Below are 25,362 nucleotides of genomic sequence, written 5' to 3'. Positions count from 1 at the left end.
TTTATCTTCATTTGTGTGAAACGGTGTATAATCAATATCTATAATATATTAGGTAACTATCTAATAGAGTTATTAAAGTTGAATAAAAATAAAAGAGAGGGCGGTTTTGACCGCCTTCTTTTTTGTTAATCTAAAAATAAAATATTTAGTGACACACTTCGCATCTTCACAACAGAAAATTGTTTGTGCTGGTAGGATGAGTTAATACTTTGTTAAAAATGAAACACAATATTAACCCAAGAAGTGCGATTAATCAGGAGTACTACTTTGGAAAAAGTCTGGCTTAAACGTTATCCGGCAGATGTCCCGGCTGAAATTGACCCGGACCGTTTTGCATCCCTTGCAGAGATGCTTGAAAACGCTGTCGCAAATTACGCAGATCAACCCGCCTTTATCAATATGGGCGAGGTCATGACTTATCGCAAACTTGAAGAGCGTAGCCGTGCTTTTGCAGCATACCTGCAAAATGGCTTAGGATTGAAAAAAGGTGATCGTGTCGCCTTAATGATGCCTAATTTACTGCAATATCCTATCGCGCTTTTCGGTATTCTTCGTGCAGGCATGGTTGTCGTAAACGTAAACCCACTTTACACACCAAGAGAACTTGAACATCAGTTAAATGACAGTGGTGCAAGTGCCATTGTAATAGTCTCTAACTTTGCGCATACGCTCGAAAAAATCGTATTTAATACCAGTATTAAACACGTTATTTTGACCCGAATGGGTGATCAACTATCCCGTCCTAAAGCAACATTAGTCGACTTTGTTGTTAAATATATCAAACGATTAGTTCCTAAATATAATTTGCCTGATGCAATTTCATTTCGTAGAGCAATGCATTTTGGCTATCGTATGCAATATATTAAACCTGAAATTACAGGTAAAGACTTAGCCTTCTTGCAATATACAGGAGGCACAACGGGAATTGCTAAAGGCGCAATGTTAACGCATCGCAATATGTTGGCAAACCTTGAGCAAGCGAAAGCGGCTTATGTACCCGCACTAAATGTAGGCAAAGAGCTGGTGGTAACTGCATTACCGCTGTATCACGTTTTTGCTTTAACCGTTAACTGTCTACTCTTTATTGAAATTGGTGGTAAAAACTTACTTATCACTAACCCTCGTGATGTGAAAGGTACAATTAAAGAGCTAGGACGTTACCCTGTCACGGCAATCACTGGCGTAAATACTTTATTTAATGCTTGGTTGCAAAATCCAGAATTTCGTCAACTCGATTTCTCCAAATTGAATCTCTCTGTTGGCGGCGGTATGCCTGTTCAAAGTAGTGTTGCTAAAGAGTGGGAAGAGTTAACGGGTAAACATTTATTAGAAGGTTATGGCTTGACGGAATGTTCTCCTTTAGTCACTGGTAACCCTTATAATCTGAAAAAATACAGTGGTAGTATTGGATTACCTGTACCTTCAACGGACGTTAAGTTTATTGATGATGAAGGTAACGAAGTTGACCGCACTGTAGGCGGTGAAATGTGGGTTCGTGGCCCTCAGGTAATGAAGGGTTATTGGAATCGCCCTGATGCAACTGATGAAGTTCTACACGATGGTTGGGTCGCAACAGGTGATATTGCGACAATGGATGACGAAGGCTTTATTCGTATCATTGACCGTAAAAAAGATATGATCTTAGTTTCAGGCTTTAATGTATACCCTAATGAAGTCGAAGAAGTCGTTACGGCACATCCTAAGGTTTTGGAGTCGGCTGCAATTGGCGTACCGAGCAAAAACTCAGGTGAAACAGTTAAAGTTTTCATTGTGAAAAAAGATCCATCATTAACGGAAGATGAGATAAAAACACACTGTCGTCGTTACCTAACAGGTTATAAAGTACCTAAAATTATTGAGTTTCGTGATGAATTACCAAAATCAAATGTTGGTAAAATTTTACGCAGAGAGTTAAGAAATGAAGAAAAAGAGTTGAAAACCTCAACTGAATCTTGATACAACACTCAATAACCTTTTTCAATTTCGCCGGTTTATACCGGCGTTTTTGTGATCACATAAAAAGTCATTAGACATAAAAACAAGAGAAACCTGTTTTGAATTATCAATTGATTACGACAGACACTGCACTAGATTCCGCCTGTAAAGCTGCTTCAGAGGCTTCACAAATTGCTTTAGATACAGAGTTTGTCCGCATACGTACCTATTACCCTCATCTTGGTTTGATCCAGATGTATGACGGTAAACAGATCTCTCTTATTGACCCGTTAGCAATTAAGAATTGGGCTCCTTTCATTGAGCTATTAACAAACCCGGGCATCATGAAGTTTCTCCATGCTGGAAGTGAAGATCTCGAAGTTTTTTCTCACCAGTTTGGTTGTGTTCCAACACCGATGATTGATACTCAAGTAGTCGCTGCATTTTTAGGCCATCCTATCTCTTGTGGTTTCGCGACATTAGTTGAGAAATATGAAAATGTTGCACTAGATAAAAGTGAATCCCGAACAGACTGGTTAGCGCGCCCTTTAACTGAAAAACAGTGCCAATATGCTAGTGGTGATGTTTTCTACTTACTACCTTTAGCTGAAAAATTAATTGAAGAAGCTGAAGAAGCAGGCTATATGGATGCGATCGCAGATGAATGCAAAATGATTGCAGAGCGTCGACAAGAAACGGTTGTACCAGAGCTCGCCTATCGTGATATTAGCAATGCATGGCAATTAAAAGACCAACAGTTAGCATGTTTACAAATGCTTGCTCAGTGGCGCTTAAATCAAGCTAAAGCTCGAGATATGGCATTAAACTTTGTTGTAAGAGAAGAACACTTATGGTCTGTTGCTCGTTACCTTCCATCCTCATTAGCAGAACTCGATGCATTATCGCTTTCAGGTCAAGAAATTCGTTGTCATGGCCGTCGTTTATTAGATTTTGTTGTTAAAGCTAAAGAAGTTAAAGATGAAGATTGCCCAGAGCCTATTGGTAATTTAATTGAACAACCAAACTATAAAAAAGCATTTAAAGCGATTAAAGCAGTTATTCAAGAAATTAGTGAAGATAAGCGCTACAACCCTGAACTGTTAGCCTCAAGAAGGCAGATTAATCAGCTATTAAGTATTCATTGGAAAATAAAAGAAGGGCAACCTGAATTAACTTCACGTTGGCGTAAAGCATTATTAGAAGAAAAAGTGACAGAAATTCTGGCGCAATATCCATAGTCTTGTTGATTGTTTATTTTCTAATAATTAATCTCCTTAAAATAAAAAAGGATTCTTAGTTCAATAAATAAACAAAATAAAGAATAACATTAGGAGTCTCTTTTGAGGCTCTTATTTTTTGTACACAAAAAACACCTAAAGAAGGTGAAGGTAGAAATAGACTAAATAGATTATTAGTAAATATAAGTATTATGACAAAATAATCGGTCTCCTGTGACTTATCACCAATGATTAAAATAGCAACAAGATATAGCGCTATTTGCGCATTCAGGTGTTTTCAATATGTATATAATTAAACACAGAGCCAATCAAATTGATTATAGTTTATGGCTGGCTCTGTGAATAATGACTTAGATAAAGCGTAAAATATGATTTACTTTGTAGGCTCTTCACTCTCAGGTAAAGTCACATTTAGCTCTAATACAGAGATATCATCGCCTTTTTGTTCAAATTGAACAGAAAGCATCTCTGGATCAATCTGTACATATTTACAGATGACACCTAATAAATCTCTTTTCATATCAGGTAAATAAGCTGGCTCGCTATCACCACGGCGACGTTCTGCTACGATAATTTGCAGACGCTCCTTGGCAATATTAGCTGTCGACTTTTTACGCGACAGGAAAAAATCTAGTAAAGCCATCTTTTACCCCCCAAAAAGGCGTTTCAGAAAGCCTTTTTTCTCTTCTTCAATAAAACGGAATGGATGTTCTTCACCTAACAAACGATTTACTGTATCTGAATAGGCTTTACCTGCATCAGATTCGCCATCTAAAATAACAGGTTCACCTTGGTTAGATGAACGTAAAACAGATTGATCTTCTGGAATAACACCCAATAGTGGAATGCATAGAATTTCAAGGACATCTTCCATACTTAACATATCACCACGGCTAACGCGGCCAGGATTATAACGAGTTAATAAAAGATGTTCTTTAATTGGATCTTGACCACGCTCAGCGCGACGTGATTTAGAAGCAAGAATTCCTAAAATACGGTCGGAGTCACGTACAGATGATACTTCAGGGTTTGTTGTAATAATGGCTTCATCTGCAAAATAAAGGGCCATTAATGCGCCACTTTCAATACCCGCAGGAGAGTCACAAATAATAAAATCAAAACCCATCTCATCGAGTTCATCTAATACTTGTTCTACACCATCACGGGTGAGAGCGTCTTTATCTCTTGTTTGTGAAGCAGGGAGAATAAACAGATTTTCTGTGCGCTTATCTTTAATCAATGCTTGATTTAAAGATGCATCCCCCTGAATAACATTAACAAAATCATAAACAACTCTACGTTCACAACCCATGATAAGGTCTAAATTACGTAACCCAATATCAAAGTCGATAACAACCGTCTTATGACCTTTTTGAGCGAGGCCGGTAGAAATGGCCGCGCTGGAAGTTGTTTTACCAACCCCACCTTTACCTGACGTAACAACAATAATGCGTGCCATGGAGTGATTCCTTGTCGATGCTCTAAATTAAGTTCTCGATTGTTAATTCATTCTCTTGCAGGCTAAGTTGTACTGATTTACCAACAAAGTCTGTAGGAATTTGGTCGCTTAGCCAATATTGACCAGCAATAGAAACAAGCTCAGCGGACAGATGTGTACAAAAAATATGGCTTTCTTTATCACCCGATGCACCAGCAAGTACACGCCCACGCAATACACCATAGACATGAACATTACCATCAGCAATTAATTCAGCGCCTGCACTCACATTACTAATAACAACTAAATCGCTATTTTGAGCATAAATGCGCTGACCTGAACGAACAGGAGTATGGATGATTTTTGTTTTTTGACGAACAGCTGTCGGTGCTTCATTCGTTTTATCGTTATTTGCCTGAGTGCTCGGCTTAACTATTTTACCTTCATTTAAGATAGGTAACTGTGCGGCAATTATCGCTTCTTTCTGTTGAGCGTCTGAACTACCACTAATTCCCACGACGCGTAAGCCAGCATCTTCTACAATTCGCCTCAGTTTTTTAAAATCAATATTCTCATCTGCTAAAGCAGAGACATTGATAACCACAGGTGCATTTTTCAGAAATTGAGGCGCTTGTGCAATTTTTTCTGAAATTGCCTGACGAATAACTTTCGGTGTTCCATCGTTTAAATGGAGTACTGAAAGGGTAAAATTACTGCCTTTTAACTCAATGGGCGTGTTTGACATCTATCTGACTCAGTAAATTTTTTATAATCTGGCACAAAAAACCAGAGACGATATTACGAAAGTATATAAGCATGTTATATTTACTAAAATATTCAGGCAAGTCGCTTATTTTAATAATTAGAGTTTAATGAAAATGATTTGTGCAATTTACCGTAGTACCAAACGTGATCAAACTTATTTATACATCGAAAAAAAGGATGATTTCTCTCGAATTCCAGACGAATTATTACAAAGTTTTGGCGAACCACAGTTTTCAATGTTGCTTAATCTCGCGGACAGACAGCGTTTAGCGCATGCTGACATTGAAAAAGTCAAAAAAGCATTAGTAGAGCAGGGTTTTTACTTACAAGTTCCGCCACCTGTCGAAAGTATGTTAAATGCTTATTTAGATGAATTAAAAAAATCAGAAAAAACTGAATAAATCATCGAGATAAAAGGAGCATAAATGTTCAAATATTCATTCATCGCTGTGATTGTTTCCGGTTTAATGTTATCGGCGTGTACTAATGGCCAACAAAAATTGGCTGAAAGACAAATTACTGCACCAGAGGCAACGGCAGTTGAAACACAAAAAACGCCTCGATGGAAACAAGTGGATGTTGCATCGTTAGAACAAGCATTTCCTAAAGAGACACGTATTTCTGCACAATTCCCTGCTTATGTTGAAGCTCTGAAATTAAAAGCAGCTCAGTTGGGATATAAACAAGAAACAATAGATTTTGCTTTTTCAGAAGCCCATTTTATTGAACGAGTGATTAAATCAGACCGTAATCAGCCGGAAAAGAAAATCACACTCGATGTTTATTTACCACGCATTGTCACTAACGGTCGTTTAAACCAAGGGGCCAAGCTCTATAAAGAGAATCAAGATACTCTAGAACAAATCAGCAAGAGATATGGTGTACCTGCAAACTATATTGTTGCGTTATGGGGACTTGAGAGCGGCTTTGGTAAAGTGCAGGGCAAAGAAGATGTTGTTTCTGCACTTGCAACACTCGCATTTGAAGGCCGCAGAGAAGAACTCTTTACACGCCAGCTAATGGCAGCATTGGAGATTATTGAGGAAGGGCATATCCCTCAAGGACAGCGTCTCAAAGGCTCTTGGGCGGGCGCTATGGGGCAAACTCAGTTTATGCCATCTTCTTTCCTAACTTATGCCGCAGATGGCAATGGTGACGGAAAAATTGATATTTGGAATACCCAAGAAGACGCATTTGCTTCGGCAGCTAACTATTTAGCAACGGAAGGTTGGAAAAGTGGACTTCCTTGGGGAGAACAAGTTACTTTATCGGTAGATTTTAACCAACAGCTTGAAGGGATTAAGACTGAGCAGAAAAAAACGGTTGCTCAATGGAAAGCATTGGGTGTTCAATTGCCTGCAAATAGTCAATTGAACGATGCAATGCCAACATGGTTAATTATTCCTGATGATGATTTGCACAGAAGCTATTTAGTGACACAGAACTTCCGTACGATTATGCATTGGAACAGCTCTTACTTTTTTGCTCTTAGCATTGTCACAATGGCTGATGGCGTTGCTAATAAAATAAATTCACTGCCAAACGCGAGTTAATCGCGTTTTTACAGTGAAATAAAACACAGCAATTTACCTAAAAGGAACACATTATGTATCAACATCGTGATTGGGAAGGTGCATTACTTGATTTTCCTGTCAATAAAGTGATTTGCGTTGGCAGTAACTATGCAAATCACATTAAAGAGATGGGGTCCGTTCGCTCAGAAGAGCCTGTAATTTTTATCAAACCAGAAACAGCTATGTGTGATATTCGCCAACCTATTGCTATCCCAAAAGATATGGGGGCGGTTCACCACGAAATTGAATTAGCAGTACTGATTGGTCAGCCACTTAAACAAGCTAATGAAGATAGAGTTGATCGCGCAATTGCGGGTTTTGGTATTGGTCTTGATCTCACATTACGTGATTTACAAGGTAAATTGAAAAAAGCAGGGCAACCGTGGGAAAAAAGTAAAGCGTTTGATGGCTCTGCACCATTATCGGGCTTTATCCCTGTCAATTCATTTGGCGACCCGCAAAACGCAGATTTAATGTTACGTGTTAATGACGAGATTCGTCAGCAGGGTAACAGTCGTGATATGCTAACCCCTGTTTTACCCCTTATCAGCTATATGTCTCGCTTTTTTACCCTACGTCCTGGTGATGTGATTTTAACGGGAACTCCTGAAGGTGTTGGCCCTCTAGAATCAGGCGATATGTTGGTATTAAGTGTTAATGAACATCAGCTGACAACGCGGGTTATTTAATTCGTATTAGATGAGCAATAAGGTAATAACGTAGAGATGACACAGGCTTTTTGGCAGACTAAAACATTAGATGAAATGAGTGATGATGAGTGGGAATCGCTCTGTGACGGGTGTGGGCAGTGTTGTTTACACAAGTTAATGGATGATGATACTGACGAGATATATTTTACCAATGTCGCTTGTAATCAGCTAAATATTAAAACCTGCCAATGCAGTAATTACGAAGATCGTTTCCGTTATGAGCCAGATTGTATCAAGCTTACACGGTATAATTTACCTACATTTGAGTGGTTACCAATGACATGTGCGTATCGTCTGTTAGCAGAAGGCAAAACGTTACAAAGTTGGCATCCACTTATTGCAGGTAATAAAGCAAAAATGCACCAAGGTAATATTTCTGTAAGATATATAGCAGTGCCAGAAACTGAAGTTGAAGATTGGGAAGAACATATTCTTAATCGTCCGAAAGGACGTGGTTAATTTCTTATTTTCATTAAAAAGCTCCTTTATAGGAGCTTTTGTTAAGGAATGTAAGTAATGACACTAGATATTGCTGGGCTAATTGCCCAATTAGGGAAGAAGTATCAAGATGTTTACGATCAAAATTTAATTCCTTATAAGTCCAAACCTAAAAATGGCAGTTTGGCGATGAGAAAAGAATCTCTTCACTTATATTTTGAGCCCTATGGTGTCGGTTTAAGTGAAATCACGCTGACGCTATTTGATGAAAAAACAAAGCAATTTCATTTCCCCCACGCACTTCCTTTCGGGTTACAGCCATTTATGACACAAGAGTGGTTACATGCTCATTATGGAAAACCGATCCGCTTTGCTAAAAAGAAAATTGTAATGTCACTTCATTTAGGTGAAGCTGAAGTTTTTGAGTTACCCAATAATAATCAGGTTATTTTTATCGCCAGATATCCCTATGTTGGTGAGAATGTAGTGATCTCGCTTACCTTTGAATTACGCGAAAGTTTAGAAAAACGGTGGGATGTTAACTACATAGCTTGATATTGTGTTAGTAACAAAAAATTTCCTTTTTGAAGTTAATAAGAGAATAAGTCATTCACCAAATAATCTTTTTAAGAAAATCTATTGACGAGATGGGAAATATAGTTCACTATTATTCTCATGGTGGGAAATTTGAATTTCACCAACCAAATGAATAAATGCCTCGCTTATGCGGGGCTTTTTGCATTCTAGGTCTGTGAAAATATCCGCCATATTTCGTAGCAAAATTCTGAGTCATATTCAGTGATTGAAACATACATCATTATTAAAATGATGCGTTTTTCTTCGCCGTTTATTACCTGAATTTACTGAAAGAGAAGATTGGATTTTCTCTTATTTGAACATCAAGACTCGCTTCGGCGAGTTTTTTTGTTTCTTCATTTTATAAAAAGGAATTTTATATGAAACGTATTACTCCAATTGTTTTATCACTACTTATGGTTTCAACCAGCTATGCTAATTCAGAGATGATGGTAGTGCCTGAACTTGAAACTTATTCATCTGCTGTTGCGCGTGACACTTCAATGCGTGCATTGAATGATGAAAACTGTGGTATTGGTTGTCCATTAGGTGGCAGTGAAACCACTATTCAACGTGATGTTTACACATTAAATAATAATAGCGAAACCAAGTTTGCAGACTGGGTTGCTTATTTAGTGACTAAAGACAGTATCGGTAGTGGTAAAGCACGTAACTGGAAAAAAGATCCGGCTTTAGGTAATGATGAAACCTTATCGCCAGCGGATTACAAAAATGCTAATGCCACATTAAAAGTTGACCGTGGTCATCAAGCTCCTCTAGCTTCATTGGCTGCGTTACCAGGTTGGAATGCGCTTAACTATCTTTCTAATATTACACCGCAAAAAGCAGACTTAAACCAAGGTGCTTGGGTAAGACTAGAAGATCAAGAGCGTAATTTGGCAAAAGAAGGTCACAAAGTCTTTACTGTTACAGGGCCTATCTACGAAAGAGATATGGGTAAATTACCAAGTACAGATAAAGATCACACAATTCCAAGTGCTTATTTTAAAGTGGTTTTTCTAAATGATTCACCAGAAAGCTCCTCTTATGCAGCGTTTATTATGGATCAACAAACACCGAAAAAAGCAAATTTCTGTGAATTCCAAGTAACGGCGGCAGAAGTGGAAGTACGTACAGGTTTAACACTTTGGAGTCAGTTACCTGAAAGTGCTCAAAGTGTGAAATCTCAAGCAGGTGAGTTAGTTAAAAAAATGGGATGTACGGTATTAAAATAAGCTTTTAAACCGACTTCTCAGTAAGTAATAAAAAAGGTCACTTTATTAAGTGACCTTTTGCAATATTTCTAAATAGCTATACTTAGCGGTTTTCTAAATTAATAAGCTGGTGGCGCTGATTAAAAAACTTCTTATAGGTTAAATAGCAAGCAATAATAGTTGAAATACTGGCTGTTGCCATCAACATAAAAGTCACCATAATTTGATATTTAACAGCTTGTAAAGGATCAACACCTGCAAATATAAGCCCTGACATCATACCCGGCAAACTCACAATACCGACAGTCTTTGCGGCATCAATAGTTGGAATTAATGAAGATTTAATGCTATCTCGAATAATACTCATTGAGGCTAATTTAGGTGTTGCACCAAGGCTTAACATCTCTTGCAATTGTTGCTGTTGATTTTGAAAACGTTGACCTAAATTATTATAACAAAGTCCCGTTGCTATCATTGCATTACCCGCAATCATCCCCGTAATAGGAATAATTTGAATGGGGGTAAAAGCAATGGAACTGGTGAGCAATAAAATAGTTAAAGTTAATAATGCTCCAGTCGTAATAGCGGTGAAAGAGATCAGAAAGATATCTTTGACGTATTTACTCCGCTTTTTGGCGTTATAGGCGGCGTTATAGCAGATAAATAACACCATTAAGAAAGTAAGAATAAAATGGTCAACATGGAAAATATAGGTCAAGACATAGCCAACAATTAATAGTTGAACAATGGCTCTTGCTGTACTCCAAATAATATCTTTTTCTAAAGCTAGTTTTTCTTTGCGACTAATAAAAATAGCCACGAGAACTAATAAAAGCGAGAAAATCAGAGATTCATTGCTTATCGTATGTTCGTTCATAATATTATGTTCGCTCATAACAAAAGGGTGACTGATAAAGAAATAAAAAATCAGGCATCATTGTGAGAAGGTAATAAGATCACATCATCAGCATGTTTTATTTCATTTTGATCGTGAGTGACCCATAATACGGCGAGATTTTGATCTTTAACGTAGTGGTGAATAACATCATTCACTTTTGTTTTATTATCTTCATCTAATGCACTTGTTATCTCATCAAGTAATAAGATTTTTGGCATAAATTGCAGATTTCTTATCAGTGAAATACGTTGTTTTTCTCCTCCCGAAAGTTCATTAATTCCCTTTTTCATAATGGATGCAGGTAAACAAAAATAATCCAAATCATGTACAAGTTTCTTATCATCTACCGAAAGTTTTCGTAAGAAATAAGGAAATTTAAGGTTATCGTAAACCGTCTCACCAAATAACATCGGTGTTTGAGTACAATAAGAAACCTGTTGGCGATATTCTTCGGGTGAAAACGTTAAATAGTCTTTATCTTCAAAGAAAATTGAACCACTGGTAGGTGATAGTAGAGAAGCGACAATCTTGAGTAAGGTGCTTTTACCACAACCTGAAGGGCCTGTGATAAGTTTAAATTCAGAAGGTTGAAGTTCAAAATTGATGTTATCAAGGATAGTTTTGTTATTGACCTGATAACCTATTTTATCAAGACGTAAAAGTGCAGTCGTGCTTTCCATTCTTATCCCAAACTTAAAAGAGAGAATAATTATCATTATATAGAATTAACGATATAAAGATCCTGCTTTAAATCAGTTAGTAAGCAATTTTGTTACTCTTTAAGTATAGGATAATAAGAATGCTAGCCAATAAAAAAGATAAATTTATTTTTCTCGGTTGACTAAAAAAATGCCAAATTGAATTTTGTTAAGAATAAAATAAAGAGCAGGCAGATAGTCGCGATAACAAAGCGCAATGTAGCAAGTAATAAACCATCAATTTCAGCCGAGATAACTCGCCCCGCAATAAAAGTCCCACCCCAAACGATAGAGACTAAGGCTAGTAATAAATAAGCCGTTAAATCACTCTTTGGATTGTTTTTCATATTGAGAGTACCAATGCTTTATATCATTGATTATTTCACTCGTTAAACGCTCACCTTGTTCATTATAAAACCCATGATCTAACTTATCGTATTTAATAAACTTCACATTAGGTTGGTTGATATCTTGGCTTAATTGATTAAATGCATCGACATTTACATTTGCGTCATTAAGTGTCTGAATAATTAAGATAGGGGTGTGTTGATTGCTTTTAATAACATTAAGTAAATCAATAGCAAAATATTGTTGCCACCATGATTTACTATGCTCACTGACAAATTGCTCATTATCTATTTGATTATTTTTTATTGCATCAGCAAATTGCTGAAAGCCACTTAGCGCATCTTTAATATGTTCTTTCGGTGTGGTAAGACGGATATTATAAAGAACATCATCAAGAAAAAAACGCCCCCCACCATTTAGTGCAATAGCCGCTTTTATATCATTACGTTTAGCTACCACTAAATGCACCATCGTGGCACCTTCACTTCCACCAATTAAAATAATATTTGGATACTGTGACGATAATTTATCTAACACAGCCTCATAATCTTCAGTTCGTTGTTTAGGATTATCATGAAGCTTATAGCTTTCAGGGCAATCAACACGTTCACCATCATATTGTGAATAAGGTAATTGAGCAGTAATACCGTATTTTTCTACCATTAAAACATCACTATTGGGTAACCACTGACCAAAGGTTTCTTGAATAAATGTATTATTTTTAATGCTGTTACAGTCAGAGCCTTGCATTAACACCAAGAGAGTTTGATTTTTTTCAGATCGTTTATCCAAGTAATAGCTAATTTCACTGCCATCTTTACGTGAGAGTAAATGTGTCGATATTTCTGCATAACTTGCAAAAGAAGGAAGTAAAAAAGTAGAGAGTAAAAATAGAAGTGAAGTGCGCATGATTGCCTTGTTTGTTTTTGTAGGGGGGCGATAAAAATTTTATTTTAATAATAAGTAAACAGCTAATTTAGTGAATTATTGTACAGAAACAAGTAATGAAAAATTTATCGCACAGGTAGTCTCTATAAAATTAATCCATTCTTAATAAAATAGCCTGAAAATTCAGGCTAATTGGGGATCATTAATGAATAGGAACGAAATAATCAATCTCTAAGGTTTTTGGCAATTCCATTAAATCAACATCAGTTTCTATACTGACATATTTTTCAATATCAGCACCTAAGCGACGACATAAACCTAATGCGGGAAGGGTATAAAAATAAATTTTCATCGCAAATTGTTTATATTCTTCTAGCGTTCCCTTAAATTGGAATCTGACATAACGTCCTGCCTCAATCACGCGTTTTCTAAAACCGCTGGTTTTTGTAAAATGATCTAAGCTATTTAACCCAATTTCATAATCAATCTGGATTTTATTTTTACGTAATGTGTTCGGTTGGTATGAGATAAGTACAGTACTTTCTGTAAAGTTTTTATCCGTATACAGTAAAAAATCATTCCAAAATTGGTGACGAATATCTTCGTGCAATTTACCTATATCTTCAATAGAGCAAAAATACTGATATTGCATCCCATAAACATAACTTTCAGGTAACTCCATAATTTTAGGAATAGGCAAATCAACAACATCAAAATTGATTGGTGGCTGAAAGTTATCACCGCAAAGGTTATCTAGTTTACGATATTCTGTGGGTGTTACACCAAAGGTTGCTTTAAAACGACGCGTAAATGATTGCTGGGAATCGAACTGATAACGTAATGCTACTGTTAGAATAGGCAATTTAGTTAATCGTAATTCGGTTGCTGCTTTTGTTAAACGTCTTCCTCGAATATACGAAGCAAGTGTTAATCCCGTTGCTTGTTTAAACACGCGTTGTAAATGCCATTTGGTATAACCAGAACGGATCGCAACATCATCAAGTAGCAACGGTTTTTCCAGATTCACCTCAATCCAGAGAAGGAGTTCTTTGATAATTTCTATATTAAAAGTGGATAAGGTATTTGAGGGGGTAAGCCCATTGTACTGAGATGACATGATAATTTCCTGAAATATTTTGTTCAGTTTACATGAAACTGATACCCATATATTATTACATACTTATGGTATGTTTTAAGGGTTTTATCATGAAAATAAAATCACGGCAACAAGAGAATTCAGAGCAAACGCGCACTGCACTACGTGAAGCAGCACAAGAACTATTTATAAATCAGAACTATTGTGATGTTTCCGTTGATGAAATATCACGTCACGCAAGAGTAACGAAAGGGGCTTTTTATCACCACTTTAGTAATAAGAAAGCATTATTAAAAGAGTGCTACCTTTTTCAGGTTGATAAGGTCGTCGAAAAACTGGTTCAAATTCCTACCTATGATGATCAGTGGCAAGAGTTAGAGGCTATTTTTAGTTTCTGTGTTGATCATATTTATCAACATAAAGATAAGCTTATTCCCTTACAAGAAATAATTTCCGTTCTAGGTTGGAAAGAATGGGACGAAATTGATTCACAAATTCTTATTCCTCGAATTAAAAAATGTGTAGATACCCTCTATAACAAACAAGAAATTTGTACCTATTCTCCTGATATTGTCGTGAATTTAATTTATGGTTTTGTCACGCATATCGCGATTAATTTAAAGAATGAAGCTATATTACCTGAAAATGCCTGTAAGGAGTTTAAAACGATATTTTCTGATTTTTTAATGGGAATAAAACAATCCTCAATAAATGCGAAAAAACATGAATAGTACAAAAATAATGATAGATTGATGTACATTGGATCAAAATACACAAAACAAAGGTTCAGAATATTATGACAATAGAAGTGCCTAAGAGTCATTTCACCGCAACGGGCATTGTATTCAATGGGCAGGGAAAATTCCTTCTCCATTTGCATTCTAAAATAGGCTGTTGGTTACCACCAGGTGGTCATATAGAAGAAAATGAAGAGCCACAAGATGCAGTATTAAGAGAAATAGAAGAAGAAACAGGTTTACTGTGTGAGTGTCTTTGTTATCAACCTGAATTTAGTCTTAACCTAAATAACAATGATGTTATTGAACTTGTAAAACCCCTCGCCATTTTAAAAGAACCCATCCACGATAAAAAACAAGGATTTCATTATCACATTGATATGATTTACCTTTGTAAGCCGTTAAAAAATAGCCAATTAACAAATAAATCTTTCCAATGGCTTTCTTTGGATGAAGTTAAAAAATTAGAAACACCATTAAATGTGATAAGACTTATTGAACTAACTGAAAAACTATTAATAAAAAAAATTATTTAAGTTTCTTAATAAAGCTAAATTACTCATAATAAGTAAACAATAAAAGCAGTTTTTAGAAACTGCTTTATTTTTATTGGAAACAAATCACTTTTAAAACTCACTATAAACTAACTTTGAAGTTAAATAAATTAATGTTAATAGGTGAATATACCTATTAAATATAAATGTAAAAAAACACAAATAAAACTTCAAAAACTAAAAAACAATTAATAAATTATCTTTTTCTGAGTAAAATCATTCTCATTGCAGGATATTGTATAGTTAATTTGTATCTAGATGGATGAAGTAATCGTTTATTTAATAAATGAAAAATGGTTTTCACTGCACTCTAAAGTTTTTCCTCATTATTACCGACATTATAAACAAAGGCAGAACCTACGTGCCTTTATATTCTAATGAATAAATTTTAGCCTTATTTTATTTACACCAGGGAATATGCTCTTTGTCAGAGAAAGAGCGCATTCTGATATCTTACAAATGTACAGATAAAAAATTCTGTATATTTTGATGGAATATGACCATGTTTAAAAATATCAGTATAGAAAAGACCGTTAAGGTCATGCTGGCCATTTTATTTGCGTTGATTATGAGCATTATTTATTTTAGTTATGATGCTTCCACTCGATCCTATAATAATTTCGTTTCATCAAATAGCCTAAGCCAGCAAATGTTACTTATGGGCAAAGCGCGATATCAAATGGCCGTGATCAGGGCAAATATTAATGGGTTAGATGGACAATTACGGGTGAATGAAAAACCCTCAGCAAAATACTTTCACCAAACCGCAGAATATATTGAAATAACGCGTGAAGAGATCCACCGTTGGTCAGACACAGAGAAACTCACCTTAGAAGGTCGAGAATTAGCTGATGATATGACAAAGCGTTTTGATGAGTTGCTCGATATCTTTACTGGTGCACTAGAGAGATTGCGTAGAGGTGAGCTAACAACACACTCCGCCAGTATTAAAATGGATGAGCTCAATGATATCACGATGCAATATTACGCCGTGGCTAATGGTATCGAAAATAGCTATATCGATATTGCAAAAACATCTCAAGAACGTTTAATGCTGGTATCAATCACGACAGGTGTTATTGTTATTCTTTTATTTTTCATTATATTACGTTGGTTCTCTCATACCTTTATTGGCAATATCAAAGTATTAATTAATATCTTTAGTAAGATGAGTCAAGGCGATTTAAGTATGCGTGTAGATAATCACGGTACTAATGAGTTTGGTCAGTTATTCAATGAAATGAATAAAATGAAAAACTCATTAAGCCATATGATTTCTTCCGTGAAAAATGCCGTTAATACTATCAGTGTTAGTGCAAGTGAAATCGCGACAGGAAATACAGATTTATCATCTCGAACTGAAGAGCAAGCTAGCGCATTACAAGAAACTGTTGCCAGTATGGAGCAAATTAAAACAACAGTTGAGAAAAATGCGGATAACTCGCGTGAAGCAAGCAAATTAGCACTAACAGCAACGACATCTGCTCAAAATGGCGAAAATGTGATGGATAGCGTGGTAGAAACCATGTCCTCAATCTCTGAAAGCGCGAAGAAAATTGCAGATATCAATGACATTATTAACAGCATTGCCAATCAAACGAATATTTTGTCGTTGAATGCGGCAGTTGAAGCAGCAAGAGCAGGTGAGCAAGGCAGAGGATTTACCGTTGTGGCATCTGAAGTGCGTAGTTTGGCGAGTCGTAGTGCGGAAGCTGCGAAAGAGATCAATGATTTGATAACACATTCTGTTAATAAAGTGCATGTTGGCTCTCAGCAAGTTGCTCAAGCTGGACGCTCAATGTCAGAGATCGTCACAACTATTAATCAGGTGAATGATTTTATGCAACAGATTGCCCTTGCTTCAAATGAACAAAGTATGGGGATTAATCAAATTGCATTAGCTGTTAGTGAAATGGATACTGTTACTCAGCAAAATGCGGCATTGGTTGAAGAATCAGCGGCTATCACAGCGAATATGGATGATGAAGCTCATCAATTAGCTAAATTAGTTTCACAATTCAAAGTAGACGAAGAGAAAGAAACACTTTCACGCTTTGAATCAACGCAGTCAGCAGAAGTTATCGATACTCAACAAAAATAAGTGTCGTATCGCTAATCAATAAAATAAGCCCCCTTTACTAATTTATGTAGAAGGGGGCTTTTTGTTACATATCTTCTTAATACTTAAAATTAAGATTTGATCTGATTAACGCATTCATTACCTGAAGCAACGTCTTTAATATTGTGCAGTGTTGTTTCGCTAATACTAATTAATGCTTCTTCCGTTAAGAAAGCTTGGTGTCCTGTAAATAACACGTTATGACAAGAAGAAAGACGACGGAAAATATCATCTTGAATAACATCATTTGATTTATCTTCAAAGAAAAGGTCACGCTCATTTTCATAAACGTCCATTCCCAATGCACCAATCTTACCTTGTTTTAATGCATTAATAGCAGCAGCAGAATCCACTAAAGCACCACGACTGGTGTTAATAATCATCACTCCATCTTTCATTTGTGCAAAAGCGGTTTCATTTAATAGATGATGATTATCTGCGGTTAATGGGCAATGTAACGAAATAACATTAGAATTTGCATAGAGTGTTGCCAGATCGACATATTCGGCACCTAAATCAAGTACTGCTTGATTTGGATAAGGATCATAAGCAAGCAACTTCATGCCAAAGCCTTTTAATATGCGCAATGTTGCTAATCCTATTTTACCTGTACCAATAATACCGGCAGTACGATTATGCATATTAAAACCAGTTAAGCCTTCTAATGAGAAGTTTGCATCACGAGTACGTTGATAAGCTCTGTGTATACGACGATTAAGTGACAGCATCATACCAACAGCATGTTCTGCAATAGCCTCTGGTGAATAAGCCGGCACACGAACAACCGTTATTCCTAATTCAGTTGCAGCTTCTAAATCGACGTTATTGAATCCTGCGCAGCGTAATGCGAGGATGCGTATATTAAGGCTAGCAAGCTCTTGTAAAACCGCACGATTTGCATCGTCATTGACGAAAATGCACACAGCATCAGCGCCAACGGCATTTTTTGCGGTTTGCTCTGTCAAATTAAAATCGAAATATTCAATATCATAATGATATCCATTATGTTGATTGACCCATTCCATGTGCTTACGATCATAATGTTTAGTACTATAGGAAACGATTTTCATCCAGTCTTCTCTACTCTCGATTAAATTTTTATTCAGAGGCCGGAAAACAAGAATTATCCAGCCCCAATATGAAAGAAATTAATACTATCATTATAAACAATTTAGCAAGGTAAGTGGATGATTCAGATTTGTTTAAAAGGAATATGATGTGTTGTTAAGAAAAACAATCAAATGGACAGGGACGATACTACTAGGCACAGGTCTAATTGGCACTGCTTTATGGGTGTCTATTCCTCGTTGGTTGCCCGTGGTTGCTCACTATTATTTGCCTGAAGGTGTAACACTTTCTTTATCGCAACCCAAGTTACAGCGCATAGGGGTTTCAATTGAAAATATCGCATTAAAGGCAGAAAGTTGTACTTTAGCTAGTCTTAATAACTTTGTTTTTACTTATCAAAAAGAGCAAATTGATAAACTTCAATTTAATAGCCAGCAACTTGCCATTGATGAACAATGTTTTTCAATGATGCCAGCAAGTAAACAAGAAGAAACGGCAACTGTTCCACTTGAGATAAATTCACTATTAACTTCAATACCTTATTTATCCGTCAGTATCGATAATGTACTCTTAAAAGAAAATGCTCGTTATCAAGGTGCATTACAACTAAAAACACAAAATAATGGGCGACTAATTACTTACCAAGGAGAAAATGCTCAACTTGGTATTTTTATTAGAGATAACCAGTGGCTTGATATTAAACAGCTTAAAGTGAATTTACCTGATGATAACAATATCGAATTGGCTGCCGAAATAGCTCTTCCTCTAGATATCGCGTCCTTACCTGAAAAAGGTACCATCGATGCGACGTTATTAACTTCTCACTATGAACATCCGTTGGTTTTTATTCTTGAATGGGTTGGACAATCTGGCACTATTTCAATTGCTGAACAAGGTGGAGGACATGCACTGGCTTTATTACCTTGGACAGTCACACCTGAAAATATCCTCATTGAGCAAGGTCGTTGGGAATGGTTTGGATTAGATCAACCTTTACGAGGTGGTGTAAATATTAATATCGCTCAATGGCAAAAAGGATTAACGGATTTAAGATTAACTGCACGATTAAACGTGATGACGGAAGGTAAAGCAGGGAAAGGAAATTTGGTGATATCGATCCCCGAAACAACAGTAAATTGGCTAGATGCACAAATCCCTATTCAAATCACCGGTGTTGTTAATAAAGAATTAATGCAAGCCAGTGTGCAATTACCCGTTAAAGTCACTGGCATGTTGACAGATCCTACTATTGAATTTCAATCCGGATCTTTATTTCGTTTCAAAGGGCCAGTTACTGAAACACTTACTGTAACAGATGCTCGTTTACCTTTAGCTGGAACCACCTTTTCATCAAAAGGCTTTAATGGGCGTTTAAACGCGATAGTCGTCGCCCAAGACAGTATTTGGGGAGATTACCGTATTCATTTTCAAGGTAAAGCAATTGATTTCTTACCTGATAATGGAACTTGGCAATGGCGTTATTGGGGAGATGGAAATTTACTACCGTTAAAAGCGCATTGGGATATTGCAGGAACAGGTTATTGGGCTGATAAATTAGTGAGTTTTGAGAAACTCAACACAGGTTTTGATGTTTTAAAATATCAACATACTACAATGACTGCGCCACGATTATCTTTATTAAGTCCATTTCGTTGGTTCAGAGATGATAAAAAGCCAACATTTAATGGAAAGCTAAAATTAACGAGTCAACGTATTGATTTTCCTGCTGGTGGTTTTTTAGATAAGACAGATTTTATTGCTACGGTCAGTGGTGAATCACCTTTTAATTTTAATGTAAAAGGTGAGTTAAGCGCTAAACCCAATATAGGACCAATTGCAATTAATACACGGTGGGATGGTGCTAGACTAAGAGGACAAATGCGTTGGCCTTCACAACCAATTAATGTTTTTCAATCACTAATACCTGCTGATTTGGGCATTACCCTTGATAAAGGTGAATTGTATACACAAGCTGATTTTTCTATTGCACCAGAACAAGGATTAATTGCTGGTGGGCATCTTGTTGTTAAACAAGGTGGAATGTGGCTAAAAGATGGTGTTTTAGAAGGTTTGGATTTTATCTTGCCTTGGCGTTTAAATGGGGATGAATGGCAATTAGGGGTTAAACAACCCGTTCAATTACGGATAAAACGAGTTAACAATCTTTTTGAAATGACCGATATTACGGCAGATCTCCAAGGTTTTTATCCCGCAACTGAAAGTAAACCATTAGTCTTATCTAACGTTAATGTCGCAATGCTGGATGGAACAATATCTTTAGCAAAATTAGCGATACCACAACATGATGCAGCTATTATTTCTATTGATAATATCCAATTAAGTCATTTGTTTACTCTATTAAAAGTGACTCAGTTTGCAGCATCAGGTAAAGTGAGTGGTGAGTTTCCATTCTTTATTAACAATAATCAATGGATTATTAAAGATGGTTGGCTGGCTAATTCATCTTACCTAACGTTAAGACTTGATAAAGATTTTGTTGATTCCATCGACGATAATAATATGTCAGCAGGTATTGCGATGGCGTGGTTGCGGTATTTAGAGATCAGTCGTTCTTGGACTCGTGTCAATTTAAGTAATTTAGGTGAGTTAATATTAGAGGCTGAAATTCAAGGAACGAACCCTCTAGAAGATAAACGCCGTCAGGTTAATCTAAATTATCGACATGAAGAAAATGTCTTTCAATTATGGCGAAGTTTACGATTTGGTTCACAATTGGAAGAATGGTTAGAAAAAAGCTTATCAGATTTAGGGAGTGAGTCAGAGTGAAACCATTATTTTTAAAAAATTTTTTTATATTAACCGCTTTGATAATGGGAATATCAGCCTTAACAGGATGTATTCGACTAGAAGTCGCGACACCAGATAAACCTATAAATATTAATATGAACGTAAAAATTGAACATGAGATTAATGTAAAAATAGACAGACAAGTTGAAGATCTCTTAAAAAATAACAGCGCCATTTTTTAAAGGGTAAATGATGAATTATAAAAAATATCTCTTAAGTTTTGGGCTAATAATAGCTTTAACCAGTACAAATGCTATCGCATTAACACTTGATGAAGCGAGATCACAAGGGCTAGTAGGGGAAACATTCAGCGGTTATATTGAACTTGTGCAGACAAATAACAAACAAGCGCAACAACTTGTTGATGAAATCAATCAAGCCAGAAAAGCAAAATATATTGAAGTTGCTAAAACTAACCAAGTAACACCAGAATCAGTGGCTCGACTTGCAGGTGAAAAATTAGTCGCAAGAGCGAATGAAGGTGAGTTTGTTAAAGGTATTAATGGTAAATGGGTAAAAAAATAGTAACGCCTTAAATAAGTATTTTATTCCATTAAAAGCACGATCTATTATAAATAGTTATCGTGCTTTTCTATAATTGCAATCATTAACTATCGTCAAATGTAACAACATCATCATTTATTTTTATAGTAAACTGAATATCGGATTGTATATAACCGGGTTTTGGAGGTATATCATCTTTTTTTACATAATTAGCAAAAAAATAAAACTCAACTTCTCCATTAATGAGATCCTCAACAAACTCATTCTCTTTATTAAGATCTAGTGGTCTTTGTTCTTCATTGTATAATAATTGAAATGCAATATTAGCACTTGCACTATCGTCAGTGATCTGGTTTTTTAAATAACCAGTATTATTATCAATACTTGAATTTTCAATTTTTAAACGAACTTCACCATGGCTTTTAGAACAGTCATTTATAGTAATAATAATGATGTGGCTATCAATATCGGCTAATGTTCCCGCTTCATGTGATGAAAAATCATTTTCATTAATAGAAATCTTGTCGCTAATGTTTTCATAGATATAATCAATATCACAACTTAAAGGAATTTCATGATCACCACGTCTAGGTGCTGATGATAGTGAAAAAGAGATAAGTAGTAACGTAATTATGAGAGAGATGTTTTTTTTCATATTTTTCTTAATAGAGATAACTTAGTTTAAATACAATTGATTTCTTTTTTTATTAGTGTGGTATTCTTTTCATTATCATCAATTTCATAATTAAATTGACACTGCTTATCTTCTCCCCATTTCACTTTTACTAATCCATTCTCTGTAATACCAGAAAGAAAAATAATATTATTTTCCGATACTAATCCATGAGAAATAATATTACTGTTTTTATCGAATGCAGTGACTGTCGATGCAAAGGGAAGAGGGGTTGTTGATTTAAAAATAACACGATAACCAATTTTTATTGGGAAAGTTATTTTAGATACTGCGCCTAATGTGGGAATAATATTTTTGCTATAAATTTCGGCTTCTGCTTGTTGAGGTAATGTCGTTGCATTTAATTTAATATTATTTATTCGGTAAGGCGTTATGTTATTTAAAATTAGGTTTCCCAAAATATCTGTTTTTGCTTTTGTTGAAAATGACGTTTTAATTCCAGATATTCCTTGAGTGTTAATCAGTGCAAATGTTCTACCTAAACGAGGAGTAAGAGTAATACCACTAGAATGAAAGACAATACCTCCATTAATAGAAGCATTGTAATTATAACTATCTTCCATTTTGTTTACATTAAATGTGTAAGATTGATAGTTGTTTTGATAACGGGTATTTATAGAAAAATGGTTGGATTTTCTTTTTCCATTATAAGCGTGTTGATAATTTACTGAATATCCTAAATTATAATTAAGCAGAGCCCCCCCAATGTTGGTCGTGTTGATATAATTTTTTTTCTTATTTTGATAATTTGTTTGATTATTAAACCAATGATAGTCATCACTATTATTACCTAATGGCATATGGAGATTGAGCGAGAAGGCGTGATCAAAAATAGATTTGTTTTTTTTAAAGTCATATTTAAGGTTATAATTTATTTTATTTATTGAAGATGAAAAAGAAGTGCCTAACTCAAATTTTTTAGATGTATTTTCATATGTTTTTTCGTGATACTGAAAAGAAAGATAACCTAAGTCATTAATGTTTTGTGATATAGAAACAGAATAATTTCTTTTAACGTTGTCTTTTTTTTGAAAATTATCTAAATAGTGATAAAAAGATATTCCAGAAGTAAAGTAAGTTTGTGTTTTTGACATGCTTTTTTGATAACGAAATTGATACTTTAATTTATCTCTGCTATTTTCATAACTTAGATCTGTTGCTAAACCACCCAATATACTTAAATCAAGAGATAGGCCAGATAGATAATTCATATGGTCATATCGTTTTTTTATTGCGCTATATGAGGTGATCTTTTGACTAATACCATATGAAAACTCACTTAAAAGAAAAATAGAATTTTCTTTATGGCTATTCTTGGCTAATGTACCGGAAATAAAATTATATTGATAACTACCTTTATTTAGTTGATTAGGCAATGATGTGAAATAATGTGTTGATATTTTTATTCTTCCATCTGCTTCTTTAACTTCTAAACTGAGTTTCTCACTTCCTAAAATAGGTAATGAATTTATAATAAAAGGACCTGGGGGAACGGTACTTTCATAAATAACTTTGTCACCTTGTTTAATCACTACTTGAGCTTCAGTATCAGCAATTCCTTCAATAATAGGTTTGTTAGCATAAAGATTATTACTTGAAATTAAATTATTGGATATTAATTGAAAGCCAATTATTTTATCAGTTGGTAATATTCGTGTTGTGGGTGAAAATTTACCTCCATAAAAAAGAGCAGAAAAAGAATTAATTTGACGATAGGTGTATATTGATGAAAGCTTTGATTGATAACGGTTTTTATTCCAATAAAAGCTGTTCTGACTGCGTATACGCCAAGCATTAAAATTAAGGCCTGTTTGTAAATTCAATTTTTGATCTAGCACTTTATTTTGATGATGTTTAATTGAATAGGAATATTGACTAAATAATGCAGTGATCCCATTATCCCAATCTTTTTTATCAGTAATATAATTTTCTTTTTTTATTAATGCTTTTTGTGGAATAATTAAATTTAAATTTTGATTTGAAAAAGAGTATTTAAAATTAATTGAATGTTCACTTAAAGGAATTATATCTTGATATTCTTTTTTTATTGAATAAAAATCAATATTAATACCAAGAGAAATTAAATCATTAACAGAGAGACAAGGAGTTAACTTATTGTCTATACTTTTAAAGTAAAGAAGTTTTGTTGTTTTTTTTCTATTGTTGATATGAATTATAGAATGATAAAAACCTTCAGGTTTTTTGTTTTCAAGTAATTGTTTAATCGTTTCTTTATCAATGTTAGAAAATGAATGAGCATAAATAGAGAGTGAGCTATCTTGAGCTATACTATGTTTGTTATAAATAGAAATTAAAATAAAAAATGCTATTTTTATTTTCATATGATTAATAATCATTAATAACTTCCTTATCTACTGCCTCTGTTTCTATACCATATTGATTAAATATTTTCCATTTTACGATCCCGTTTCCCGAAATTTCTTTTTTTGTATTATATTTTTTAAAGGGAGGGAGCGTTTTACTTTCAGTAATTGTTAAAATATCATCATAAGAAATTGAAGATAGAGTAATAAAATAAGGTGTAGGATTGTTTATAATAAACTCATTGTTTTTATTTTTTAAAAACTCAATTTTTTTATAAGCATCTTTTGCATCTTTTTCTATTGACACAGGTCTATATATTAAGTTGTATACGGAATTTACAGAAACATGTAACATATTTTTATTGCTGTCGGAGTTTAATAGGATTGGTATTCTTTTAATGTTTATTCTATATAATGCTTCTCTGTCTTCTTCTTTTATTTTATCTATTTTAAATATTTTTAAAGAAAAGTTTTCATCTTTTTCTATTTTAAAAAGAGGTGGGGTTACCATAAAAGGAATTTTATTACTATTTTCTTTATCATAATGTGTAATCCAGCTTTGTATAAAATAATCATTATCTGTTTTATTCTTTATTTCAATGATTTCTTGATTGATGCTTTCAATAAAAATAAATTTATCTTTATTTATTTCTATTGATGATTGACTATATGTAGGAAAGATAAAAAATAAGGTGAGAAATTTAAATTTTTTAAACATATTCTTTTTCTAATTTAAGT

Annotated in this window: 26 protein-coding genes; 14 read left to right on the top strand and 12 right to left on the bottom strand. The window is 34.8% G+C overall.

The annotated features are described in order from the left end of the window. Positions 1-267 precede the first annotated feature (267 nt). A complete protein-coding gene (gene fadD, locus GTH25_RS09165; protein ID WP_075671091.1) occupies positions 268-1,956 on the top strand; it encodes a long-chain-fatty-acid--CoA ligase FadD in 1,689 nt (562 codons plus the stop codon). A gap of 98 nt (positions 1,957-2,054) precedes the next feature. Continuing rightward, positions 2,055-3,173 (top strand): ribonuclease D, encoded by a 1,119-nt coding sequence (gene rnd, locus GTH25_RS09160; RefSeq protein WP_156733468.1) that lies wholly within the window; start codon positions 2,055-2,057, stop codon positions 3,171-3,173. Positions 3,174-3,546: 373 nt separating this feature from the next. Here the strand turns inward: rnd and minE are convergent, their stop codons facing one another. The 3 genes from minE to minC are packed head-to-tail and all read right to left on the bottom strand — an operon-like array spanning position 3,547 to position 5,356. Further along, positions 3,547-3,816 carry a cell division topological specificity factor MinE gene (minE, locus tag GTH25_RS09155; RefSeq protein ID WP_023582089.1) on the bottom strand — a complete coding sequence of 90 codons (270 nt, stop codon included), beginning with the start codon at positions 3,814-3,816 and terminating at the stop codon, positions 3,547-3,549. A gap of 3 nt (positions 3,817-3,819) precedes the next feature. Continuing rightward, positions 3,820-4,632 (bottom strand): septum site-determining protein MinD, encoded by an 813-nt coding sequence (gene minD, locus GTH25_RS09150; protein ID WP_099660358.1) that lies wholly within the window; start codon positions 4,630-4,632, stop codon positions 3,820-3,822. Positions 4,633-4,654: 22 nt separating this feature from the next. Then, positions 4,655-5,356 (bottom strand): septum site-determining protein MinC, encoded by a 702-nt coding sequence (minC, locus tag GTH25_RS09145; protein WP_075671097.1) that lies wholly within the window; start codon positions 5,354-5,356, stop codon positions 4,655-4,657. Positions 5,357-5,489: 133 nt separating this feature from the next. Between minC and GTH25_RS09140 the strand changes: the two genes are divergently transcribed. The 6 genes from GTH25_RS09140 to GTH25_RS09115 all read left to right on the top strand — a co-directional run bounded on the left by GTH25_RS09140 (position 5,490) and on the right by GTH25_RS09115 (position 9,909). Then, positions 5,490-5,777 (top strand): YcgL domain-containing protein, encoded by a 288-nt coding sequence (locus GTH25_RS09140; protein WP_069369136.1) that lies wholly within the window; start codon positions 5,490-5,492, stop codon positions 5,775-5,777. Between the two features lie 24 nt (positions 5,778-5,801). Continuing rightward, on the top strand, positions 5,802-6,929 hold the full coding sequence (locus tag GTH25_RS09135) for a lytic murein transglycosylase (protein ID WP_164530514.1): 1,128 nt from the start codon (positions 5,802-5,804) through the stop codon (positions 6,927-6,929). A gap of 53 nt (positions 6,930-6,982) precedes the next feature. Beyond that, positions 6,983-7,639 carry a fumarylacetoacetate hydrolase family protein gene (locus tag GTH25_RS09130; protein WP_075671101.1) on the top strand — a complete coding sequence of 219 codons (657 nt, stop codon included), beginning with the start codon at positions 6,983-6,985 and terminating at the stop codon, positions 7,637-7,639. A gap of 36 nt (positions 7,640-7,675) precedes the next feature. Next, positions 7,676-8,119 (top strand): cysteine cluster protein YcgN, encoded by a 444-nt coding sequence (locus GTH25_RS09125; protein WP_075671103.1) that lies wholly within the window; start codon positions 7,676-7,678, stop codon positions 8,117-8,119. A gap of 57 nt (positions 8,120-8,176) precedes the next feature. Further along, positions 8,177-8,653, top strand: a complete 477-nt coding sequence (locus GTH25_RS09120; RefSeq protein WP_099660360.1) for a DUF6392 family protein — start codon at positions 8,177-8,179, stop codon at positions 8,651-8,653. A 524-nt stretch (positions 8,654-9,177) separates the two neighbouring features. Beyond that, positions 9,178-9,909 carry a DNA/RNA non-specific endonuclease gene (locus tag GTH25_RS09115; RefSeq protein WP_375546383.1) on the top strand — a complete coding sequence of 244 codons (732 nt, stop codon included), beginning with the start codon at positions 9,178-9,180 and terminating at the stop codon, positions 9,907-9,909. 82 nt (positions 9,910-9,991) lie between these two features. On the opposite strand, the gene fetB is transcribed toward GTH25_RS09115, so the two are convergent. From fetB to GTH25_RS19285, 5 genes are all read right to left on the bottom strand, one after another. Then, positions 9,992-10,765: an iron efflux ABC transporter permease subunit FetB gene (gene fetB, locus GTH25_RS09110; RefSeq protein WP_075671107.1), complete on the bottom strand. Its 774-nt coding sequence runs from the start codon at positions 10,763-10,765 to the stop codon at positions 9,992-9,994. A 50-nt stretch (positions 10,766-10,815) separates the two neighbouring features. Continuing rightward, positions 10,816-11,466, bottom strand: a complete 651-nt coding sequence (gene fetA, locus GTH25_RS09105) for an iron efflux ABC transporter ATP-binding subunit FetA (protein ID WP_075671109.1) — start codon at positions 11,464-11,466, stop codon at positions 10,816-10,818. 161 nt (positions 11,467-11,627) lie between these two features. Next, positions 11,628-11,831, bottom strand: a complete 204-nt coding sequence (locus tag GTH25_RS09100; protein WP_156733461.1) for an EamA family transporter — start codon at positions 11,829-11,831, stop codon at positions 11,628-11,630. Beyond that, the gene (locus tag GTH25_RS09095; RefSeq protein WP_099660363.1) at positions 11,809-12,741 is read right to left on the bottom strand and encodes an acyl-CoA thioester hydrolase/BAAT C-terminal domain-containing protein; all 933 of its coding nucleotides are present in this window, start codon (positions 12,739-12,741) and stop codon (positions 11,809-11,811) included. Before GTH25_RS09095 ends, GTH25_RS09100 begins: the two co-directional genes overlap by 23 nt. 181 nt (positions 12,742-12,922) lie before the next feature. Continuing rightward, positions 12,923-13,837, bottom strand: coding sequence for a helix-turn-helix domain-containing protein (locus GTH25_RS19285; RefSeq protein ID WP_075671115.1), 915 nt, complete (start codon positions 13,835-13,837; stop codon positions 12,923-12,925). An 89-nt stretch (positions 13,838-13,926) separates the two neighbouring features. Here GTH25_RS19285 and GTH25_RS09085 point away from each other — a divergent pair, with 89 nt between their 5' ends. The 3 genes from GTH25_RS09085 to GTH25_RS09075 all read left to right on the top strand — a co-directional run bounded on the left by GTH25_RS09085 (position 13,927) and on the right by GTH25_RS09075 (position 17,208). Beyond that, positions 13,927-14,547 (top strand): TetR family transcriptional regulator, encoded by a 621-nt coding sequence (locus GTH25_RS09085; protein ID WP_075671117.1) that lies wholly within the window; start codon positions 13,927-13,929, stop codon positions 14,545-14,547. Positions 14,548-14,612: 65 nt separating this feature from the next. Further along, positions 14,613-15,089 (top strand): NUDIX hydrolase, encoded by a 477-nt coding sequence (locus tag GTH25_RS09080; protein ID WP_075671119.1) that lies wholly within the window; start codon positions 14,613-14,615, stop codon positions 15,087-15,089. 520 nt (positions 15,090-15,609) lie between these two features. Next, positions 15,610-17,208, top strand: a complete 1,599-nt coding sequence (locus GTH25_RS09075; RefSeq protein ID WP_075671121.1) for a methyl-accepting chemotaxis protein — start codon at positions 15,610-15,612, stop codon at positions 17,206-17,208. Positions 17,209-17,297: 89 nt separating this feature from the next. Here the strand turns inward: GTH25_RS09075 and GTH25_RS09070 are convergent, their stop codons facing one another. Continuing rightward, positions 17,298-18,296: a 2-hydroxyacid dehydrogenase gene (locus GTH25_RS09070; protein ID WP_075671123.1), complete on the bottom strand. Its 999-nt coding sequence runs from the start codon at positions 18,294-18,296 to the stop codon at positions 17,298-17,300. Between the two features lie 148 nt (positions 18,297-18,444). On the opposite strand from GTH25_RS09070, the gene GTH25_RS09065 reads away from it, so the two are divergent. From GTH25_RS09065 to GTH25_RS09055, 3 genes are read left to right on the top strand one after another with little or no spacing between them, the layout of a single operon-like run. Next, positions 18,445-21,081 (top strand): YdbH family protein, encoded by a 2,637-nt coding sequence (locus tag GTH25_RS09065; RefSeq protein ID WP_164530512.1) that lies wholly within the window; start codon positions 18,445-18,447, stop codon positions 21,079-21,081. Continuing rightward, complete coding sequence (locus GTH25_RS09060) at positions 21,078-21,284, top strand: YnbE family lipoprotein (RefSeq protein ID WP_371317006.1); 207 nt, start codon at positions 21,078-21,080, stop codon at positions 21,282-21,284. The genes GTH25_RS09065 and GTH25_RS09060 overlap by 4 nt, the downstream gene beginning before the upstream one ends. Before the next feature lie 10 nt (positions 21,285-21,294). Continuing rightward, positions 21,295-21,627: a YdbL family probable chaperone protein gene (locus GTH25_RS09055; protein ID WP_075671127.1), complete on the top strand. Its 333-nt coding sequence runs from the start codon at positions 21,295-21,297 to the stop codon at positions 21,625-21,627. 82 nt (positions 21,628-21,709) lie between these two features. Here the strand turns inward: GTH25_RS09055 and GTH25_RS09050 are convergent, their stop codons facing one another. The 3 genes from GTH25_RS09050 to GTH25_RS09040 are packed head-to-tail and all read right to left on the bottom strand — an operon-like array spanning position 21,710 to position 25,342. After that, entirely contained in the window at positions 21,710-22,261 is a 552-nt protein-coding gene (locus GTH25_RS09050; protein WP_099660368.1) for a fimbrial protein, read from the bottom strand. A 26-nt stretch (positions 22,262-22,287) separates the two neighbouring features. After that, complete coding sequence (locus GTH25_RS09045; protein WP_164530511.1) at positions 22,288-24,657, bottom strand: fimbria/pilus outer membrane usher protein; 2,370 nt, start codon at positions 24,655-24,657, stop codon at positions 22,288-22,290. Continuing rightward, positions 24,647-25,342, bottom strand: a complete 696-nt coding sequence (locus GTH25_RS09040; RefSeq protein ID WP_164530510.1) for a fimbrial biogenesis chaperone — start codon at positions 25,340-25,342, stop codon at positions 24,647-24,649. The genes GTH25_RS09045 and GTH25_RS09040 overlap by 11 nt, the downstream gene beginning before the upstream one ends. Positions 25,343-25,362 lie beyond the last annotated feature (20 nt).

The sequence above is a fragment of the Proteus terrae subsp. cibarius genome (genome assembly GCF_011045835.1).
Lineage (GTDB): Bacteria > Pseudomonadota > Gammaproteobacteria > Enterobacterales > Enterobacteriaceae > Proteus > Proteus cibarius.
The sequence above is the reverse complement of the archived record's forward strand: the minus strand, read 5'-3'. Positions and strand labels throughout refer to the sequence as shown.